At 63.3% G+C, this 17642-nt stretch carries 16 protein-coding genes and 1 pseudogene; 7 read left to right on the top strand and 10 right to left on the bottom strand.

Features of this window, described 5'->3' with window-relative positions; all coding sequences use genetic code 11:
• Positions 1-426: 426 nt before the first annotated feature.
• Positions 427-906, bottom strand: a complete 480-nt coding sequence (locus tag AC5PZ0_RS25600; protein WP_493856000.1) for a VOC family protein — start codon at positions 904-906, stop codon at positions 427-429.
• A gap of 243 nt (positions 907-1149) precedes the next feature.
• On the opposite strand from AC5PZ0_RS25600, the gene AC5PZ0_RS25595 reads away from it, so the two are divergent.
• A complete protein-coding gene (locus AC5PZ0_RS25595) occupies positions 1150-1800 on the top strand; it encodes a TIGR04211 family SH3 domain-containing protein (protein ID WP_085274352.1) in 651 nt (216 codons plus the stop codon).
• Between the two features lie 167 nt (positions 1801-1967).
• Here AC5PZ0_RS25595 and AC5PZ0_RS25590 read toward each other — a convergent pair whose 3' ends face one another.
• Positions 1968-2846 (bottom strand): LysR family transcriptional regulator, encoded by an 879-nt coding sequence (locus AC5PZ0_RS25590; protein WP_099429069.1) that lies wholly within the window; start codon positions 2844-2846, stop codon positions 1968-1970.
• A 103-nt stretch (positions 2847-2949) separates the two neighbouring features.
• Between AC5PZ0_RS25590 and argC the strand changes: the two genes are divergently transcribed.
• Together argC and AC5PZ0_RS25580 are read left to right on the top strand one after the other, a co-directional pair.
• Positions 2950-3891: an N-acetyl-gamma-glutamyl-phosphate reductase gene (gene argC, locus AC5PZ0_RS25585; protein ID WP_265969109.1), complete on the top strand. Its 942-nt coding sequence runs from the start codon at positions 2950-2952 to the stop codon at positions 3889-3891.
• 80 nt (positions 3892-3971) lie between these two features.
• Positions 3972-4658, top strand: coding sequence for a GNAT family N-acetyltransferase (locus AC5PZ0_RS25580; RefSeq protein ID WP_027595391.1), 687 nt, complete (start codon positions 3972-3974; stop codon positions 4656-4658).
• A gap of 33 nt (positions 4659-4691) precedes the next feature.
• Here the strand turns inward: AC5PZ0_RS25580 and AC5PZ0_RS25575 are convergent, their stop codons facing one another.
• The 5 genes from AC5PZ0_RS25575 to AC5PZ0_RS25555 are packed head-to-tail and all read right to left on the bottom strand — an operon-like array spanning position 4692 to position 9129.
• A complete protein-coding gene (locus AC5PZ0_RS25575; protein ID WP_493855999.1) occupies positions 4692-5447 on the bottom strand; it encodes an ABC transporter permease in 756 nt (251 codons plus the stop codon).
• Complete coding sequence (locus AC5PZ0_RS25570; protein WP_493855998.1) at positions 5447-6652, bottom strand: ABC transporter substrate-binding protein; 1206 nt, start codon at positions 6650-6652, stop codon at positions 5447-5449. Before AC5PZ0_RS25570 ends, AC5PZ0_RS25575 begins: the two co-directional genes overlap by 1 nt.
• Entirely contained in the window at positions 6639-7460 is an 822-nt protein-coding gene (locus tag AC5PZ0_RS25565) for an ABC transporter ATP-binding protein (protein WP_027595388.1), read from the bottom strand. Before AC5PZ0_RS25565 ends, AC5PZ0_RS25570 begins: the two co-directional genes overlap by 14 nt.
• Positions 7457-8521, bottom strand: coding sequence for an acyl-CoA dehydrogenase family protein (locus tag AC5PZ0_RS25560; protein WP_493855997.1), 1065 nt, complete (start codon positions 8519-8521; stop codon positions 7457-7459). The genes AC5PZ0_RS25565 and AC5PZ0_RS25560 overlap by 4 nt, the downstream gene beginning before the upstream one ends.
• A gap of 47 nt (positions 8522-8568) precedes the next feature.
• Positions 8569-9129, bottom strand: coding sequence for a carboxymuconolactone decarboxylase family protein (locus AC5PZ0_RS25555; protein WP_493855996.1), 561 nt, complete (start codon positions 9127-9129; stop codon positions 8569-8571).
• 102 nt (positions 9130-9231) lie between these two features.
• Between AC5PZ0_RS25555 and AC5PZ0_RS25550 the strand changes: the two genes are divergently transcribed.
• A complete protein-coding gene (locus AC5PZ0_RS25550; RefSeq protein ID WP_238216739.1) occupies positions 9232-10140 on the top strand; it encodes an AraC family transcriptional regulator in 909 nt (302 codons plus the stop codon).
• 183 nt (positions 10141-10323) lie between these two features.
• On the opposite strand, the gene AC5PZ0_RS25545 is transcribed toward AC5PZ0_RS25550, so the two are convergent.
• Together AC5PZ0_RS25545 and AC5PZ0_RS25540 are read right to left on the bottom strand one after the other, a co-directional pair.
• On the bottom strand, positions 10324-10863 hold the full coding sequence (locus AC5PZ0_RS25545; RefSeq protein WP_027595384.1) for an RrF2 family transcriptional regulator: 540 nt from the start codon (positions 10861-10863) through the stop codon (positions 10324-10326).
• Between the two features lie 93 nt (positions 10864-10956).
• A complete protein-coding gene (locus tag AC5PZ0_RS25540; protein ID WP_493855995.1) occupies positions 10957-12336 on the bottom strand; it encodes a trimethylamine monooxygenase in 1380 nt (459 codons plus the stop codon).
• Positions 12337-12921: 585 nt separating this feature from the next.
• On the opposite strand from AC5PZ0_RS25540, the gene AC5PZ0_RS25535 reads away from it, so the two are divergent.
• The 3 genes and pseudogenes from AC5PZ0_RS25535 to AC5PZ0_RS25525 all read left to right on the top strand — a co-directional run bounded on the left by AC5PZ0_RS25535 (position 12922) and on the right by AC5PZ0_RS25525 (position 15980).
• Complete coding sequence (locus AC5PZ0_RS25535) at positions 12922-14124, top strand: NAD(P)/FAD-dependent oxidoreductase (RefSeq protein WP_493855994.1); 1203 nt, start codon at positions 12922-12924, stop codon at positions 14122-14124.
• A gap of 230 nt (positions 14125-14354) precedes the next feature.
• Positions 14355-15125 (top strand): annotated as a pseudogene (locus tag AC5PZ0_RS25530) (MCP four helix bundle domain-containing protein); the annotation flags it as partial.
• Positions 15117-15980, top strand: a complete 864-nt coding sequence (locus AC5PZ0_RS25525; protein ID WP_371098201.1) for a methyl-accepting chemotaxis protein — start codon at positions 15117-15119, stop codon at positions 15978-15980. The pseudogene AC5PZ0_RS25530 and the gene AC5PZ0_RS25525, both read left to right, overlap by 9 nt.
• A 142-nt stretch (positions 15981-16122) precedes the next feature.
• On the opposite strand, the gene AC5PZ0_RS25520 is transcribed toward AC5PZ0_RS25525, so the two are convergent.
• Positions 16123-17526 carry a purine-cytosine permease family protein gene (locus AC5PZ0_RS25520; RefSeq protein WP_099453786.1) on the bottom strand — a complete coding sequence of 468 codons (1404 nt, stop codon included), beginning with the start codon at positions 17524-17526 and terminating at the stop codon, positions 16123-16125.
• Between the last annotated feature and the right edge of the window lie 116 nt (positions 17527-17642).

Below are 17642 nucleotides of genomic sequence, written 5' to 3'. Positions count from 1 at the left end.
CTACCGAAAGAATCTCATCGGCATGGCTCATACGACCCTCTTTCTTTTTGTTATGACCAATAAATGATCGGCATCCTTTCCATGGGCGGAAACAGCTGCAGACGTGCGATTGGCAGGGTGCTCAAAAAAGCAGTGAGCGAATCAGAACGGTGATGATCTTATGGTTGAGCCAGCGGTGCGTGGCACGCTGGTAAAGCCTCGGGGTAGCGGGCTTTTGTGAAGGACTGGCTGAACTGTAGCCCTGGCGATCGGCATGGAATAGAACGGAAGCGTCAATTTATGGTATGCCGGGGCCCAGGGCTTGCCACGGCATAGGGACTGTAGGAGCAGCCTTGTGCTGCGAAGAGGCCGGTGATAACACAGTGAATCTTTAGTGTTATCACCGGCCTCTTCGCAGCACAAGGCTGCTCCTACCGGGTAAGTGGGTCACCCCTTCGATGCTGCCTCGATCTTGGCAACATCGATCTTGCCCATTTCCATCATGGCCTCGAACGCCCGCTTGGCAGCAGCCCGGTCGGGATTGGCAATGGCATCGATCAGGATGCGTGGGCAGATTTGCCACGACACCCCCCACTTGTCCTTGCACCAGCCACAGACGCTGGCCTCGCCGCCATGGCTGACGATGGCATCCCACAACCGGTCGGTCTCGGCCTGGTCCTCGGTGCTGACCTGAAACGAGAACGCCTCGCTATGGCTAAAGGCCTTGCCCCCATTGAGCCCAACGCAAGGGATACCCATGACGATGAACTCGACAGTAATCACATCGCCTTGCTTGCCCGACGGGTAGTCGCTAGGGGCTTGGTGCACCGCCACTACCCGGCTGTCGGGGAAGGTGCGAGCGTAGAAGTTGGCCGCCTCTTCGGCGTCATGGTCGTACCACAGGCAGATCGTGTTTTTGGCAGTCATGGCAGGGCTCCATGAATGAGAGTGGGCCTTTGAGTCTAGTTCACGGCCTTGCCGTCGGCGCCGCTGCATGGCCCGGTATTCGCCTTCAGGACGGCCGGTCTTTGCAACATTCTGCAGACATTTCCGACGTTAGGTAGTGAACCTGCTTACATAAAAAAGGTCTTTCGCTGACGGTCAACTCACCGACCGGTTCACCGGCCCAGTCAGCGGGCCTACTTTTGTCCTGTTTCAGCGAAGACCAACATGCCCGAATCCCGCCCCACATTCTCCGCCCTCCCAGCCCTGCGCGGCGGCCTGATCGCAGCCCTGGTGGCCCTCGCCGCCCCGGTGCATGCCGAGGAGCCTGCCAGCGATGCGCGCTGGGTCAGCGACAGCCTGAGCACCTACGTGCGCAGCGGCCCGACCGATGGCCACCGGATTGTCGGCACCCTCAAGTCCGGCCAGAAACTGACGCTGGTCACCACCCAAGGCAACTACAGCCAGGTGCGTGGGCAGAATGGCGACCTGGTGTGGATCCTCAGCAGCGACCTGCAGGCGGTGCCAGGCCAGGGCGAACGCCTGCCGCAGCTCGATGCCCAGGTCGCCGACCTGTCCGGGCAGCTCAAGAGCATCGATGACAGCTGGAAAAACCGCGTGCAGGGCATGCAAGAGACACTGGACTCGCGCAAGCACCTGATCGACGAGCTGGAAGCGCGCAACAAAGCGCTGAACGAACAGCTCGACCAAAGCCAGTCGACCTTGCGCGATACCCAGGCCCGCCTGGGGGATGAGAACAAGCAGGTGATGATGCGCTATATGGTGTACGGCGGCAGTATTGCAGGCGCGGGCCTGCTGATGGGGTTGATCTTGCCGGCGCTGACGCGTGGGCGGAAGAAGAATGACCGCTGGTTCTGATTTGGGGTGCTTCAAGGGCTTGAGGCGGGCGTGCTCAAAAGGGTCGCGCGCCCACGCCCCAGGAATAATTGGCCCGAAACAGATGGAGCAGCCTTGTGCTGCGAAGCGCCGCGCGGGCGGCGCTCGATCCCCCAGACAAAGAACGCTTCAAGGCATGCACCCGCCCCCTACAACAGCCGCTCCAAAGCCTCCAGCACATGCGCCGTAGCACGTTCAGCCTGCCCTTCACGGCAGGCGATGCCCAGTTGCCGCCACAACCCCGGACGCAACGGTCGCCGGGCAATCCGCCGGTCCAGCTCGGGCGCCTCGCCCTCCTGCGGCAGCAATGTCGCGCCGTAGCCGGCCCCCACCAGGCTTTTGATCGCATCGTTGTAGTTCAGCTCGATGCGCGGCTCGGGGAACAACCCCGCCGCAGCGAACCATTCCCCCGTCACCCGCGACAACTGCGTGCTGCTGTCATTGAGAATCAACGCCCGCTGCGCCAACCATGCCGGGGTAACCTTGGCCGGCGGCTGCCAGTCGGCCGGCACATAGGCCAAGATCGGATCGCGTCGCCACGGGGTGATCTTGAGCCCTTTGCCTGCCACTTGCGGCAAGGCCACCAGGCCAATGTCCAAGGCCCCCTCGCGCAACCGCGCCAGCGACGCCTGCGAGGTCAGCACCTGCACCTGCACATCGATCCCCGGGTGCACTTCGCGCAGGTACTCGAGCGCTTTGGGCAACAGGTGGGCAATGGCGCCAGTCGAAGCCCCCAGGCGGACCCTGCCAGTCAGCCCCTCGACCTGACGGCGCACCTCGTCCAGCGCCAGGTCGGCATCGGCCAGCAAGCGACGGGCTCGGGCCAGCAGCGTCTCGCCGATGGCCGTAGGCCGTACCTGCCCACGGTTGCGGGTGAGCAACGGCGCGCCGACCCGTGCCTCCAGCTCGGCCACATGCAGGCTGATGGTAGGAGGGGCCAGGTTGAGCCGGCGAGCGGCCTCGGCAAACGAGCCGAGGTCGGTGATTTCGACCAGCGTGCGGAGGCGGTCGAGGCTGATTTCGCGCATGAATAGCTTCAGAAATAATGAATATCAGCATCATGATATTCAAATTTCCTTTAGTCCAGCCGCAGGCGAGCATAGGCCACCCTCCCCTGACCGGACCTCGACCATGCATACCCCTGTTGTCTTTATCGACGGTGACCAAGGCACCACTGGCCTGCAGATTCACGCCCGCCTGCACGGGCGCAATGATGTGCGCCTGCTGACCCTGCCCGAGGCCGAGCGTAAAGACCCGCAGCGCCGCGCCGAGGCCATCAACAGCGCCGACATCGCCGTGCTCTGCCTGCCCGATGACGCCGCCCGCGAGGCCGTCGCGGCAATCCACAACCCGCACGTTCGGGTCATCGACGCCAGCTCCGCCCACCGCACCAGCCCCGGCTGGGTCTATGGCCTGCCGGAACTGGACGCGCAGCAAGCCGAGCGCATCGCCCACAGCACACGCGTCAGCAACCCCGGCTGCTACCCCACCGGCGCGATTGCCCTGCTGCGCCCACTGATCACCGCCGGGTTGCTGCCAGCAGATTACCCGCTGAGCATTCACGCCATCTCGGGGTACTCCGGCGGCGGCCGCGCCGCGGTCGAACGCCATGAGCAGCCGAGTGCCGAGAACACCCCAACCCTGCAGCTGTATGGCCTGGAACTGGCACACAAGCATGTACCGGAAATCCAGCAACACGCCGGGCTGTCGGCACGGCCGGTGTTCATGCCTGGTTACGGCGCCTATCGCCAGGGCATCGTGCTCAGTATCCCGCTGCAGTTGCGCCTGCTGCCCGGCCAGGTCAGCGCCGAACACCTGCAGGCCTGCTTGGAACAGCACTACCAAGGGGCTCGCCACGTTCAGCTGATGCCCCTGCACCAGCAAGGCCCCGCCGCAGCACTCGACCCCGAAGCATTGAACGACAGCAACGACCTGCGCCTGGCGCTGTACGCCAACCCGGCGCATGGCCAGGTGCTGCTGACCGCTGTATTCGATAACCTGGGCAAAGGCGCGTCCGGGGCGGCGGTACAAAACCTCGACCTGATGCTCGCCGCGCTACAGGCGCAAGGCTGATTAGGCAAAACCGGTTAAACTGTACGTCCCGCGTCAGCATGGCGCGGGTTGTATTCCTAGCCGCCGGAGCCTTCCCCCCGATGTTCATCCTGAGCCGCCTTGACAGCGTGCCGCCCGAGTCTTTCCAGAACCAGATCCGTGAGCTGGTGATCCATCACGTCGGCGAATTGAGCAGCGTCGCCATTCTTGCCGACAACCCGCTGTATCCGCTGTACCAGTACGGCGTCGGCATGGAAGTGCACCAGTACTTGCAGGCCATGGACGGTAAACGCGGCCTGTCGGTGACGCTGACCCTGGCGCTGGACGCCGATGCCCCGGACCAACTGCTCGGTTTCGCCCTGGCGTTGCCGGCCGATGATGATGCGCAAACCTGCGCACTGGCATTTCTTGCCGTGCGCGCCAGCCATCGCCGCCAAGGCATCGCCCGCGCACTGTTAGGTGATCTGCAGGCGCAACATGCCTATGTCGAGCTGAACACCTTTGCCGGCCAGGTGCCGTGGTTCGAAGCGATGGGCATGCAGGTGGTGGCAGCCAACGGGCCACAGGTGCTGATGAGCAGCACCGGGCACGCCAGCGAGGCGCTGATCGGTCGGCTGGATATCGGGCCGATCTACCAGACCACCGAGGTGCATCAAATCCACACCTACCTGCTCAACCAGCAAGGCGAGGATGCGATGATCGAGGCCGAACAGCTGCGCGACGAGCGCTTGGACCAGTTGGCCATTCAAGCGCAGGAATGTGTTCGCCAGCGCAAGACCGTGCACTGATGCTGTGGGGCCGCACGGCGGCCCCAGCTCTTTTCAGCCATGCACCCAACGCCGATGCAACCCACGCGCCAGTGCATCGAGCATGAACCCCAGCACCCCGATCAGCAGCACCATCGCCATCAGCTCCGAATACGCCAGCCGGTCACGGGTGTCGAGGATGAAATACCCCAACCCCGCACTTACCCCCAGCATCTCGCAGGGCACCAGCACGATCCAAAGGATGCCGATGGCCAGGCGCACGCCCGTCAGCACATGGCCGATCACCCCTGGCACGATGACCTTGCACAAGGTCTCCCAGCGCGTAGCACTCAAACTGCGGCTCAGTTGCAACCAACGCGGGTCGAGCTGACGCACACCTGCCGCAGTGTTGAGCAAAATCGGCCACAGCGCGGCAAATGCCAGCAGGAAATAGATCGGCTGGTCACCCACCCCCATCAGCATCACCACCACCGGCATCCACGACAGCGGCGAGATCATCCGCAAGAACTGGAAGGCCGGCGTGGTCGCCGCCTCCAGGTGCCGATAGCTGCCCACCAGCAAGCCGAGGGGGACACCGATCAACAAGGCCAGCAACAGCCCGATCAGGATACGTTTGAGGCTGACCCACACGTGGCCGTAGACCTCGCCCTGCCCCAGCAGCTCGGCCAGGCTGGCCAGGGTCGCCGCCGGCGAGAAACGCGCCGACAGGCCATCGGCCTCGCCAAACCACGCCACGCCGGCCCACCACGCCAACAGCAACCCCAGCAGCCCGGCCAAGCCCAGGCCGGTATGAATGACATGCTTGCGCATCAGACCGCGAACTCCTCGCTACGCTCGAAGTTGTCGGCAATGCCGAACACCGACGGCCCGCCAACGGCGGCGATGGCGTTGCGCACGAAACGGTCGTCGACCAGGTCGCGGGCAGTGTGCGCTGGGTCCAGGCCAGCCAGAAAACCACTGTCGCCTTCGATCAGGGTGTGCTGCAGGCGCTTGATCAGTGCTTCGGTGTAGCTGGGGAACGGGTATGGCTGGAAGTCGATACGTTTTTCGTCCCACTGCTGATGCTGGATCGCGCCACTGGCGATATAGCCTGCGCGGTCTTCGGCGGCTGGCGCCAGGACTTTGCTCAACACCGCCACTTCGTGCGGGGTGTACTTGTTGGGGCCGGCCTTGGACAGCAGCGCGGCGGCTTCGGCGCGGTGCTCGCGCGTCCACTGCTGGGCCTTTACGATGGCGTTGACCACCTTCTGCGACCACTCCGGGCGGTTGTTGAGGTCGTGCTCGTGCATGAACACCACGCAGCAGGCGTGGTTGCGCCACACATCGCCGGTAAAGCGCTGTACGCGGCCCACCTTGAGGTTCTCGGCCAGGGCGTTGAACGGTTCGGCGACGATGTAGCCAGCGATACGCTTGCTGGCCAGCGCCGGCGGCATGTCGGACGGTGGCAGCACCAGCAGGTTGACCTCGTTGGCCGCCAACTGCGCATTGGCGGGTTTCGACACCGGGGTCAGGCCGCTGTCGTTGAGCATCTGCTGCAGCACCACGTTATGGATCGAATACCAGAATGGGATGGCCACGGTCTTGCCGCCCAACTGCTTCATGTCGGTAATGTCGGGCGCCACGGTCAGCCCCGAGCCACCCACATGGTTCCAGGCCACGACCTTGGCCGGTACCTTGCTGGCGTAACGTGCCCAGACGGTCATCGGCGATAGCAAATGGATGACGTTGACCTGGCCCGAAATGAACGCCTCGATCACCTGCGCCCAACTGCGCAGCAGCACTGGGCGCTCGGCTTTGATGCCTTCGGCCTCGAACAGGCCATTGTTGTGCGCTACCAGCAAGGGGGTGGCGTCGGTGATCGGCAGGTAGCCGATGCGCACCGGCGCGTCCGGCTCGGCAGCCGCACGGGCCTGCAGGCTCGACAGCAGCGGCAACGCACCGGCGGCAGTAAGCATGGCGCCAAGCTTGAGGAAGTCGCGACGCGAAGAAGCGGAACAGCAGTCATCCATGCACATGGACAGCCTCCGAGGGCAAGGGGGTTGAGGAAGGTGGGTCTGTGCGGCTTGCCCGCCGAAGGGTTTTGACAATCTCGATACGCAGCGCGCCCAGTTCCTCGACCCGCTGCGTACGCGGTTGCGGCAGGTCGATGCGCCACTGGCCGAGCACCTGCGCTGGGTGGTTGCCCAGTAGCAGGACCCGATCGGACAGCAGCAGGGCTTCGTCGATATCGTGGGTGATCAGCACCGCAGCGGTATTGTGGGTGGCGATCAGTTGCAGCAGCAGTTGCTGCATGTCGGCGCGGGTCACTTCGTCGAGCGCACCAAACGGCTCGTCGAGCAACAGCACTTCAGGCTGACGCGCCAGGCAGCGCGCCAACGCCGTGCGTTGGGCCATGCCACCGGACAGCTGCGCCGGGTACTGGTTACGGGCATGGTCCAAGCCCACGGCGGCAATGGCATGGTCGATACGCGCACGCCGTTCGGTGGCGGCCAACTTGGGTTGGCGAGCGAAATCCAGGCCGAAGGCGACGTTCTTTTCCAGGCTCAGCCAAGGCAACAGGCTGGGGTCCTGGAAGGCCACCGCCAGGCGCGGGTGCGGCCCTTGCAACGGCTCGCCGTGCAACATCACGCTGCCGCCACGCGGTGCCTGCAAGCCCGCCAGCACCCGCAACAGGCTGGACTTGCCAACCCCGCTGGGGCCCAGGATGGACACCACTTCGCCCGGTGCCAACTGCAGATCGAACCGCGCCAGCACCTCGTGCCAGCTACCCTCGCGGGGGTAGCCGAGGCTGATAGCTCGGGCTTGCAGCACGACTTCGCTCATGCCGTGCCCGCCTGGCGTTGCAGTTCGGCGCGCAGCTGCACCAGGCTTGGCGTGACGATGGGCACGAACGCCGATTCGCGCCAACGGCGCGCGAAACCTTGGCCGTACTCGCTGAGGTACGCTTTGCCACCACTGGCCTGCAGCTCGAGCTGCACCGCGTCGGCAGCACTTTCGGCAAGGATGATGCGCAGTTTGAACAACGCCGCTGGCTGCTGCAGGAAGCGCCCGTCGAGCAGGCCCTGCTTGAGTTCACTCACGGTGTTTTCCAGGCGTTCCTTGAGCACCTGGCGGGCCTCTTCGAGGAACGAACCACGGCCTTGCAAGTGCGCCGCCACTTCATCCAACGCGCGCCGCGCCAGGCCGATGGCCATGCCGCATTGCAGCGCGAGGAAGGCCGGGCGTACCTTGGGCAGGAACTCACGGGCGTTTTCATGCAGCAGCCACTCGCGGCCCAGTTCGACCTGATGGAACGCCAGCGCGGCAGTATTGCTCGATTGCAGCCCCATCAGTTGCAAGTCGTCCGAGCGCTCCAGCCCTTGCACCTCTGACGGAATGGCCAACACGAAGGGCGCGCGCTCGGCATCGCACTCGATGGCCGCGGCCACCACAAAACCGCTCTTGCGCAGATTGGTCACCCAATGCAAGCGGCCCTCCAGGTTCCACCCCTCGCTGCTGGGGCGCCCACGCACCTGCAGGCTCTCGATGCCCGAGAGAAACTTCATGGCGTTGGACAACCCGGTGGCGCCTGCCAGCTCGCCTGTCAGCAACCTCGGCAGCAGGCGTTCGCGCAGTGACTGATTAGGGCTTTGCAGCAGGTATTCAATGAAGGCGCGCTGGCCCCAGCAGACGAACGCCGCCGCCAACGAACGGCTGGCAATGGCGGCGATGGCTTCGACCGCATCGGTCACCTGCCCGCCCGTGCCGCCCTGGGCCGGATCGACGCCGATGCGCAACATCTGCGCTTCAGCGATCTGCGCCAGCACCAGGTGCGGCTCGCACGTGCCCTGGTCAATGGCCTCGGCGTTGGCATCCAGCCATTGCCGAAATGCACAATCTTGCATGTCTGTACTCCTTTGAAAACGCCGGCGGGGCCGGCACCACACGCGGATTACGCAGAAGGCTGCCAGCGGTACTTGCTCAGCTCGTCGTTGAGCGGCGTCTGGGCGAAAACATTAGCAAAGTTGCACAGGGTTGCGAGGCTCACGCCCAGAATCACTTCCAAGGCGTTGCCTTCGCTGAAGCCGGCCTCACGAAATACCTGGTAGGTGGCCTCGCTGACGTTGCCACGGGTGGCGATGACTTCGCGAGCGAACGCGGCCAGGGTCTCGTAACGGGCATCGGGCAGTTCACCCCGCGCACGCAGCGCATCGACCACTGCCTGCGGCAGCTTGGCCTTGTTCAGCGCGACTGCAGTGTGGCCGGCGACACAAAAGTCGCAGCCATGCTGGGTGGCAGCAATCAACTGCACCACCTCACGCTCGGCCAGGGTCAGCTCGGACTTGCCGTTGAGCGCCGACACGGTCACGTAGGTTTCCAGCGCTGCCGGGGCGTTGGCCAGCACGCCGAGCAGGTTGGGGATGAAGCCGGAATTTTTCTGGGCATTTTCAAGGAATGGACGGGCCGCTTCCGGGGCGCTCTGCAGAGTGTGTAAAGTAATGCGCGAGGACATGGAGGGGTCTCCTGTGGTGGGTGTCCTTACAGTCTGTTGGTTATAAGAACTAGCCTCCATATTCATCAGTCGCCTTTCCTTGCTCCTGAGTCTTTGCATTAGATGATTTCGTCCAGCCACCTTGTCGATTGGTTATTAGAAGGCCTGGAGCTCGACGCCAGCCTGTTTCATGTCGGCCGCTATTGCGGCGGCTGGCATGCCAGCACGCAGGGCATGGGCCGCGCCAGTTTCCACCTGGTCGTGCAGGGCCATTGCTGGCTGCACCTCGATGGCCAGGCCGAGGCAGTGCGGCTGGAAGCTGGGGATGCGGTTTTTTTGCTGCGTGACCTGGCGTATCGGCTGTCCAGTGACCAGAACCCCGTCAGCGCCTGCGCCCAGCCGCGCCAGGCGATGCAGGCTCTGGATGCCACTGCCGGCGATGGCGTGGGGCTGGTGTGCGGGTTCTTTCACTTTCGCCCGGGGCTGTCGTCATTGATCGTGGAAGGCCTGGCCGATTGGATTCTGCTGCGCGCCAACGAGCCCGCCGGGCATGCGGCGCGGGCACTGTTCGGGCTGATCCTGGAAGAATGCGAACGCCTACCGCCGTCGCAGACCTTGCTGGAGCGGCTGACGCATTTGTTGTTCCTGTACGTACTGCGCCAGCAAGTGCATGCCGGGCAGCCCCTCGGCGGGCTGGTGGCGCTGGCCCGGCAGCCGGCGTTTGCCGCGTTGCTGGTGCAACTGATCGAACAGCCTGGGCAAGCCTGGACGCTGGAGAGCATGGCCGCGTGCACGGGGCTGTCGCGGTCAGCGTTTTTCAAGCGTTTCAACGAACTGGCCGGGCAGTCACCGGGGCAGGTGCTGCTGGCGTTGCGCATGCGCCATGCGTCCCAGCTGTTGCAAGCAGGCAACACCGTGGAGCAGGTGGGTGCGCAGGTGGGGTATCAGTCGGTGGCGGCGTTTACCCGGGCGTTTGCCAAGGCCGTTGGGGTGCAGCCGGGGGCGTATCGCAGGCAGCATGAGGGGCGTTGATTTGTGTTTGCCTGGTCGGGCCTCTTCGCGGGCAAGCCCGCTCCCACAGGGACGGCACTGCCCTCAGGTTTTGTGCAGTTCCTGGGCTGTCCTCAGATTCTGTGCAGTTCCTGGGCTGTCCTCAGGCTCTGTGCAATTCCTGTGGGAGCGGGCTTGCCCGCGAAGAGGCCTGGGCAGGTTGACTTAGACCTGACTCACCGGGATATCACCGCCACCCTTGCCATCCCGCCGCTCCCCCATCCATTCATTGACCTGCTGCCCGAACGCGGCAGGCGCCTTGCGCCCCACGCGCCGCGCCAGGTCTAGGATGGTCTGCTGCGCCAGCGCCTCTTCCATGCGCTTCTGCGCGCCCAGCATCACCGCATGAATTGCACAGGTGCCTTCGGTCGCCCAACCCGGTGGTGAGCCATCAAACAGCGTGCAACGCTCGCGAATCTCACGGCAATCGAAGATCTTCTTCGGCCCGTCGATAGCCGTGACGATATCCAGCACGGTGATCTCATCCGACGGCCGCGCCAGGCGGAAACCGCCGCGCACCCCTTCAGTGGCAACCACCAAGCCGGCGCGAGCCAGCTTGGTGAACACCTTGGCCAGGTATTCCTGCGGCACGCCTTGCAGCGCCGCGAGGTCGCGCACGCTGGACTCGCGCGTGTCACCGCGCTCATCCACCAAGTACAGCAGGCAATGGATGCCATATTCGACGCCAGCACTGTACAGCGACATATCAATCTCCGACCAACTTTGTCGCAATAATACGCCGATAGCGCCAGCGCCGAAAGCATTCCCTTGTTTGAAGCGATAGAAAACCGGTGGCGCCTACCCGCGCAGCACCTTCACCTCACCTTGTTTGCCGTCCGTTTCGCGCAAGTACTCCTGCAGCGAGTCGTCCATCGCCTGCATCCAGCGGGTATGGTGGGGCACCGCTTTGGTGCCGGTGATCACCGAGCGGTACGACTTGTCCCGGTAGCCCATGATGTCGTGCTTCTTGTCGGTCTTCCATTGCAGGAAGATGCGGTTCACCGCCTCGATATCGAAGCTTGGGTAATCCGTCTGCTCGATCAGGTGCCTGATGTATCGGCCTTGGAATTCGTACATCGAGGCCGTGGTTTCCAGGCCCAGCTCATCCTCGCGCCAGCGCTCGCTGTCGGCATGCATGGCGGCCTTGGCCGGCAACGTGATGCGCCCCAGCATGTAGTCGCGTGCAAACCATGCCTGTGCGTCGAACAGGTTGAAGCTGTACCAGAGGTCCTGCATGCCCAGGTAAATCAGCTGCGGGTTTTGCTCCCATACCACGCCTTGGTACAGCCCCGCAGGCCACAGGCGATTGTTGGTCTTGAGGGTGAGTTCGTCCGGCAGGAACGGGAAGTGATGCTGGTAACCGGTGCACAGGATGATCGCATCGACGCGCTTGTTCGACCCGTCGGCGAAGTACGCCAGGTCGTTCTCGACCCGGACCAGTTGCGGGCGTTCTTCCCAGCCCTTGGGCCACTTGTAGCCCATCGGTTGCGTGCGGTAGGCCGTGGTGATCGAGCGTGCACCGTACTTGTAGCACTGCGAGCCGATGTCCTCGGCCGAATAGCTGCTGCCGACAATGAGCAGGTCCTGGCCGTTGAACTCCATCGCTTCGCGAAAATCGTGGGCGTGCAGGATGCGCCCGGTGAAACGCTCGAAACCTTCGAACTCCGGCACGTGTGGGGTGGAGAAGTGCCCACTGGCCACTACCACGTAATCGAACACCTGCTCGATACCAAGCCCTGCGCTGTAGTCGTGGGCGCTAACGGTGAACTCGCGGGTGGTTTCATTGAAGCTGACGTGCTTGACCACGGTATTGAAGCGGATGTAATCGCGCACCCCGGCCTTCTTCACGCGGCCCTGAATATAGTCCCACAGCACTTCGCGCGGCGGGTACGAGGAGATCGGCCGGCCAAAGTGCTCATCGAAGCTGTAGTCGGCAAACTCCAGGCATTCCTTGGGGCCGTTTGACCACAGGTAACGGTACATGCTGCCGTGCACGGGTTCGCCATGCTGGTCGAGGCCGGTACGCCAGGTGTAGTTCCACATACCGCCCCAGTCGGCTTGCTTCTCGAAGCACACGATTTCAGGCATGGGGGCGCCCTGGGCATGGGCGGATTGGAACGCACGCAATTGTGCAAGGCCGGACGGGCCGGCGCCGATGATAGCGACACGAAGAGTCATAGTGATTCCTGAACAGTTGAACGCTGAAAAAATGCAAAGGCTCCCCAACCCCAAACGGCAAATGGCCGGGGTGGTGAAATTCAGGCGTTACGGTGCAGGTGGAGGGATGGGGCGTTTGCGCATCTGGCTAAGCAGGATGTTGACGGGCGGGATCGACAACACGTGGTACAGGCTCGAAAGCGGGGAGCGTGTCATGGGGGTGGGCCCGTATCCATTAGCGCAGGGTGCGTAATGGGGGCCTGAGGGGCGCAAGATACGTGTGATCTCGTACATGGGGGCTGAAATGGCCTCTTTTCTTTATGGTTTCTTTTTTATCTATAACGGATGGGGGTGGGGATATCAAGGATGGCGGCCCTCCCCCCTGCACCCGAACGACCGCTCGTCGCCAGCAAAATCTTCGTTTCACCGCCAAAAACCCATCAAAACACGGCCTTCCCAGGTGTTGACCGGCGGGTTGCGCCCCTACCGGGGACGAAAAAAAACTTGCAGACGAAAACTACGACCAATACAGTCGTAGTTATTCGAGGGGCACTTGCTGTGCCATCGAAGCCCTTTTTCCCTACATGACCGTTGCGGAGCACCTGCATGAAATCCAACATCCTGATCATCGGTGCCGGCTTTGCCGGTGTCTGGAGCGCCCTGAGCGCTGCTCGCCTGCTGGACCAGGCACAACGTGAAGACCTACGTATCAGCGTGCTCGCCCCTCAACCCGAGCTGCGCATTCGCCCACGCTTCTACGAAGCGGATGTGCATGGCATGAAGGCGCCGTTGGGCGAGCTGTTCGAGGCCGTGGGCGTGCACTTCATCCCTGGCAACGCCGACAGCATCGACGCCGACTGGCGCAGCGTGAGCTACACCGATGCCCAGGGGCAGCCCCAGCAAATCCACTACGACCGCCTGATCCTCGCCGCCGGCAGCCAGGTGGCGCGCCCGGCTGTACCAGGCCTTGCCGAACACAGCTTCGATGTCGACCAGATGGAGTCGGCCGTGCGCCTGGAACAGCACCTACTGGGGCTGGCCGCTCTGCCCGACTCCCCGGCGCGTAACACGGTCGTGGTTTGTGGTGGCGGATTCACCGGCATCGAAACGGCAACCGAAATGCCTGCACGCTTGCGCGCCCTGCTCGGTGACGGCAGTGCGGTGCGTGTGCTGGTGGTCGACCGTGGCGCCAGTGTCGGCGCGGCGTTGGGCGCGGGCATCACCCCATCGATCGAGGCCGCCTCTGCACAGGCGGGTGTCGAATGGCTGACCGGTACCTCGGTGGTGGCTGTCGATGCCGGCGGCGTCACCCTGGACAACGGCGAGTACATCGCCAGCAGCACGGTGATCTGGACCGCAGGCGTCAAGGCCAGCCCCTTGACTGCACAGGTCGCCGGCGAGCGTGACGCCACAGGCCGCCTGCGGGTCGACGACCACCTGAAAGTGGTTGGCCAGGCGCACATCTATGCCACCGGCGACACCGCCTGGGCCGCGGTCGATGAGCTGGGCAACCACGCCCTGATGACCTGCCAGCACGCCATCCCCATGGGCCGTCACTGCGGCAACAATGCCGCTGCCGACCTGCTGGGCATCGACCCGATCATCTATCGCCAGCCCAAATACGTCACCTGCCTGGACCTCGGCGACTGGGGTGCGGCCTACAGCGAGGGCTGGGCGCGAGAGCTGAAGTTGCACGGCCAGGAAGGCAAGGCACTCAAGCGCCAGATCAACTCGGTGTGGATCTACCCACCCGCCGCAGACCGGGCACTGGCGCTGGCCGCTGCCGACCCGCTGATCCCGATCGTCTAACACCTGAAAGCGAACAAATCCGTCAAAAAACGACGGATTTGTCCGCACATGTCGTTACATTGAATGACTGGTCAATAATGATGTCGATATGCCATCATTTAAATAAAACATTTCCGAGGGTGAGGCACACACACTAAATCCGCAGCGCATCGAGAGCTGGCACCACCCCCGGTGACCCGGCCTTCCGTCCATGCTCTTGACGCCTGCACGCCACCGTCAAGGAGCATTCCATGCAGTTACGGAATATGAAGATCGGCATTCGCGCAGCCAGCGTATTCGCCCTGTTGGGCGCACTGGTGCTGGGCATGGGCCTGATCGCCCTCTACGAGACCCGGCAAATGGACACGGCCACGGACGAGATCCGTGTCACCTGGTTGCCCGCCGTGGTCGCACTCAGTGAAATCAGCAGCAACCTCGGCCGGGCCCGCGCCGTGACGCTGCGCGCGGCGCTGGATGACAATGACAGCGAGCGCGCACGCAACCTCGAGATGCTCAAAGGCATCAACGTGCAGCTCAAGGACGGCCTCCAGGACTACGACAGCACCATCATCGCCGCCGACGACCGCGCCTTGTTCAATGCCTTCAGCACTGCCCACCAACAGTACGTCGACCTGCAGGCGCAGGTGCTCGACGACATCGCCGCCGGGCACATTGACCAGGCCAGGCAGAAAATCAACGGCCCGCTCACCCTGCATGCCGACAGCATGATGAAAGCCATGGCGGCACTGATCGCCTACAACAGCAAAGGCGCTGAAGTGGCTTCGCAGCGTAGCAGCGATGTCGCGGACCAAGCGTTGACCGCCATCATCGGCTCACTGCTGGTGATCATGCTCGCGCTGGCAGCCATCGCCACGGTGCTGACCCGCAGCATCGTCGTGCCCCTGGCCGACGCGGTGGCCGTGGCCGAACGCGTGGCCACCGGCGACCTGACCCGCGAAATTCGCGTGATCGGCCGCGACGAACCGGCGCAACTGCTGCGCGCCTTGAGCCGCATGCAAGACAGCCTGCGCGACACCCTGCGCAAGATTGCCGCATCGTCCGACCAACTGGCCTCGGCTTCGGAAGAGCTGCACACCGTCACCGAGGACACCAGCCGCGGCCTGCACCAGCAAAGTGCGGAGATCGACCAGGCCGCTACCGCTGTCAACCAGATGACCGCCGCCGTGGAAGAAGTGGCGAACAACGCGGTGAGTACCGCAGACGCGTCCAAAGGTGCCGACCGCACCACCCGCGACGGTCGCGACCAGGTCAACCAGGCCTTGGCGTCGATCCAGCACCTGGTCGACGACGTCACCGGTACCTCGGCCGAGATCGAACTGCTGGCCAACAACGCCAACGAAATCAGCCGCGTGCTCGATGTGATCGGCGCGATCGCCGGGCAGACCAACCTGTTGGCGCTCAATGCCGCCATCGAGGCAGCACGGGCCGGTGAGGCAGGCCGTGGCTTTGCGGTAGTCGCCGACGAGGTGCGCGCACTGGCCCACCGCACTCAGCAGTCCACGGCAGAAATCGAGCAGATGATCGTGGGTATCCAGACCGGCACCGAGCGCGCGGTAAGCGCCATGCACAGCAGCCAAGGGCGTGCCACGGGCACACTGGAAGTGGCCCAGTCTGCAGGCCAGGCACTTGAGGTGATTGCCGAAGCGATTGCCTCGATCAACCAACGCAACCTAGTGATCGCCAGTGCGTCGGAGGAACAGGCGCAGGTGGCGCGGGAGGTAGACCGTAACCTGGTGAATATACGCGACCTGGCGATGCAGACGTCGGCGGGTGCGAATCAGACCAGTGCGGCGGCGCAGGACCTGTCGCGGTTGGCGGTGGACCTGAATGGGATGGTTGCCCAGTTCAAGGTTTGACTCAAGATAGCTAGGGCTGCTTTGCAGCCCATCGCGGGCAAGCCCGCTCCTACAGGTAGGACGCCAGCCTTGAGGTCAGCTCACAGCTCTGTGGGAGCGGGCTTGCCCGCGATGGGCCGCACAGCGGCCCCAGTTTTGATCATCAGTCGTTCACGCTGACAGCCCGCGCACTGTTAACACTCTGCCCGCGCGTCGCCAGGCAGTAATACAGCGGCACCGTCACCAGCAACCCGATCAGCCAGGACAAATCAGCCCCTTCGACGATGTTCGAATACGGCCCCACATACAGCGCCGTATTGGCAAACGGCAGCTGCACCACGATCCCGCACGCATAGGCAATGATCGCGTGGTGGTTGAAGCGTCCATAAATGCCGCCGTCGGCACTGAAGATCGACGCGATGTCGTACTGGCCCTTCTTGATCAGGTAGAAGTCGATCAGGTTGATCGACGCCCACGGCACCAACACCAGCAACAGCGCCAGGATCAAGCCGATGAACTGGCCAATGAAGTCCGCCGACGCATTCAGCGCCACCAGGCCGCAGCCCACCAGAATCACCGAGGCCAGGATCACCCGCACCTTGATACTCGGCGTCCACTTGGCAAAGAAGGTCTGGATGGCCGTGACGATCGACAACACCGCGCCATACAGGTTGAGCGCGTTGTGGCTGATGATGTTGAGCAGGAACAACACCATCAGGATCGGGCCGAGCCAGCCGGTGGCTTGCTTGACGGCGTCCATCGCGTCCGTGCCTTCCGGTACGCACAACACCGCCACCGCACCAAAGCTGAAGCACAGGATGGTGCCCAGCGTGGCACCGAAATAGGTGGCCCAGAACGGCTTGGCAATGCCGACTTCTTTAGGCAGGTAGCGTGAGTAGTCGGAGGTGTACGGCGAGAAGCTGATCTGCCAGATGGTGCCCAGCGACACCGTGGCGATGAAGCCCGACAAGTTGAACGCACCGCGGCTGAAGAAGTCGGCCGGCAGCTCCTGGATGAACATCATGATGAAACCGGCCAGCAGCGCCGACCCCATCACCCAGGTACCGATACGGTTGAGGATATGGATGAAGCGATAGCCGATCACGCCAATGGCCGTCGCGCTGAGGGCGCCGATGACGATGGCACCAGGCATTGGCACGCTCGGGGCGATACCGTGGATGGTCTTGCCCGCCAGCACGATGTTGGAAATGAAGAAGCCCACATAGATCAGCGCCGTGAAGAACACGATCAGCAGGGCGCCATAACGGCCGAACTGGCCGCGGCTCTGGACCATCTGCGGAATGCCCAGCTGCGGTCCCTGCGCAGAGGCCAGGGCGATGACCACGCCCCCGAGCAGGTGGCCCAGCACGATAGCGACAAGCCCCCACACCAGGTTCAGGTGGAACACCTGCACCACCATCGCACCGGTGACGATGGGCAGGGGCGCAATGTTAGTGCTGAACCAGAGGGTGAACAGGTCGCGCGCCTTCCCATGGCGCTCGGCAGGTGGAACGTAATCGACCGTGTGATTCTCGACAAACTGGTGTTGCGATGACGGTTGGGACATGGTTTTCAGCTCGAAAGGTCGTTTTTATCTTTGTAAGGAAACCGCGTCTAGGCGGCCTCTCAGCTGCGGACCATATTATGGTATTCCAAACTTTTGACAACACTGATTCGGCTTAA

Source organism: Pseudomonas sp. 5.2 (assembly GCF_059025405.1).
This window is presented reverse-complemented; position numbering and strand designations above follow the sequence as displayed.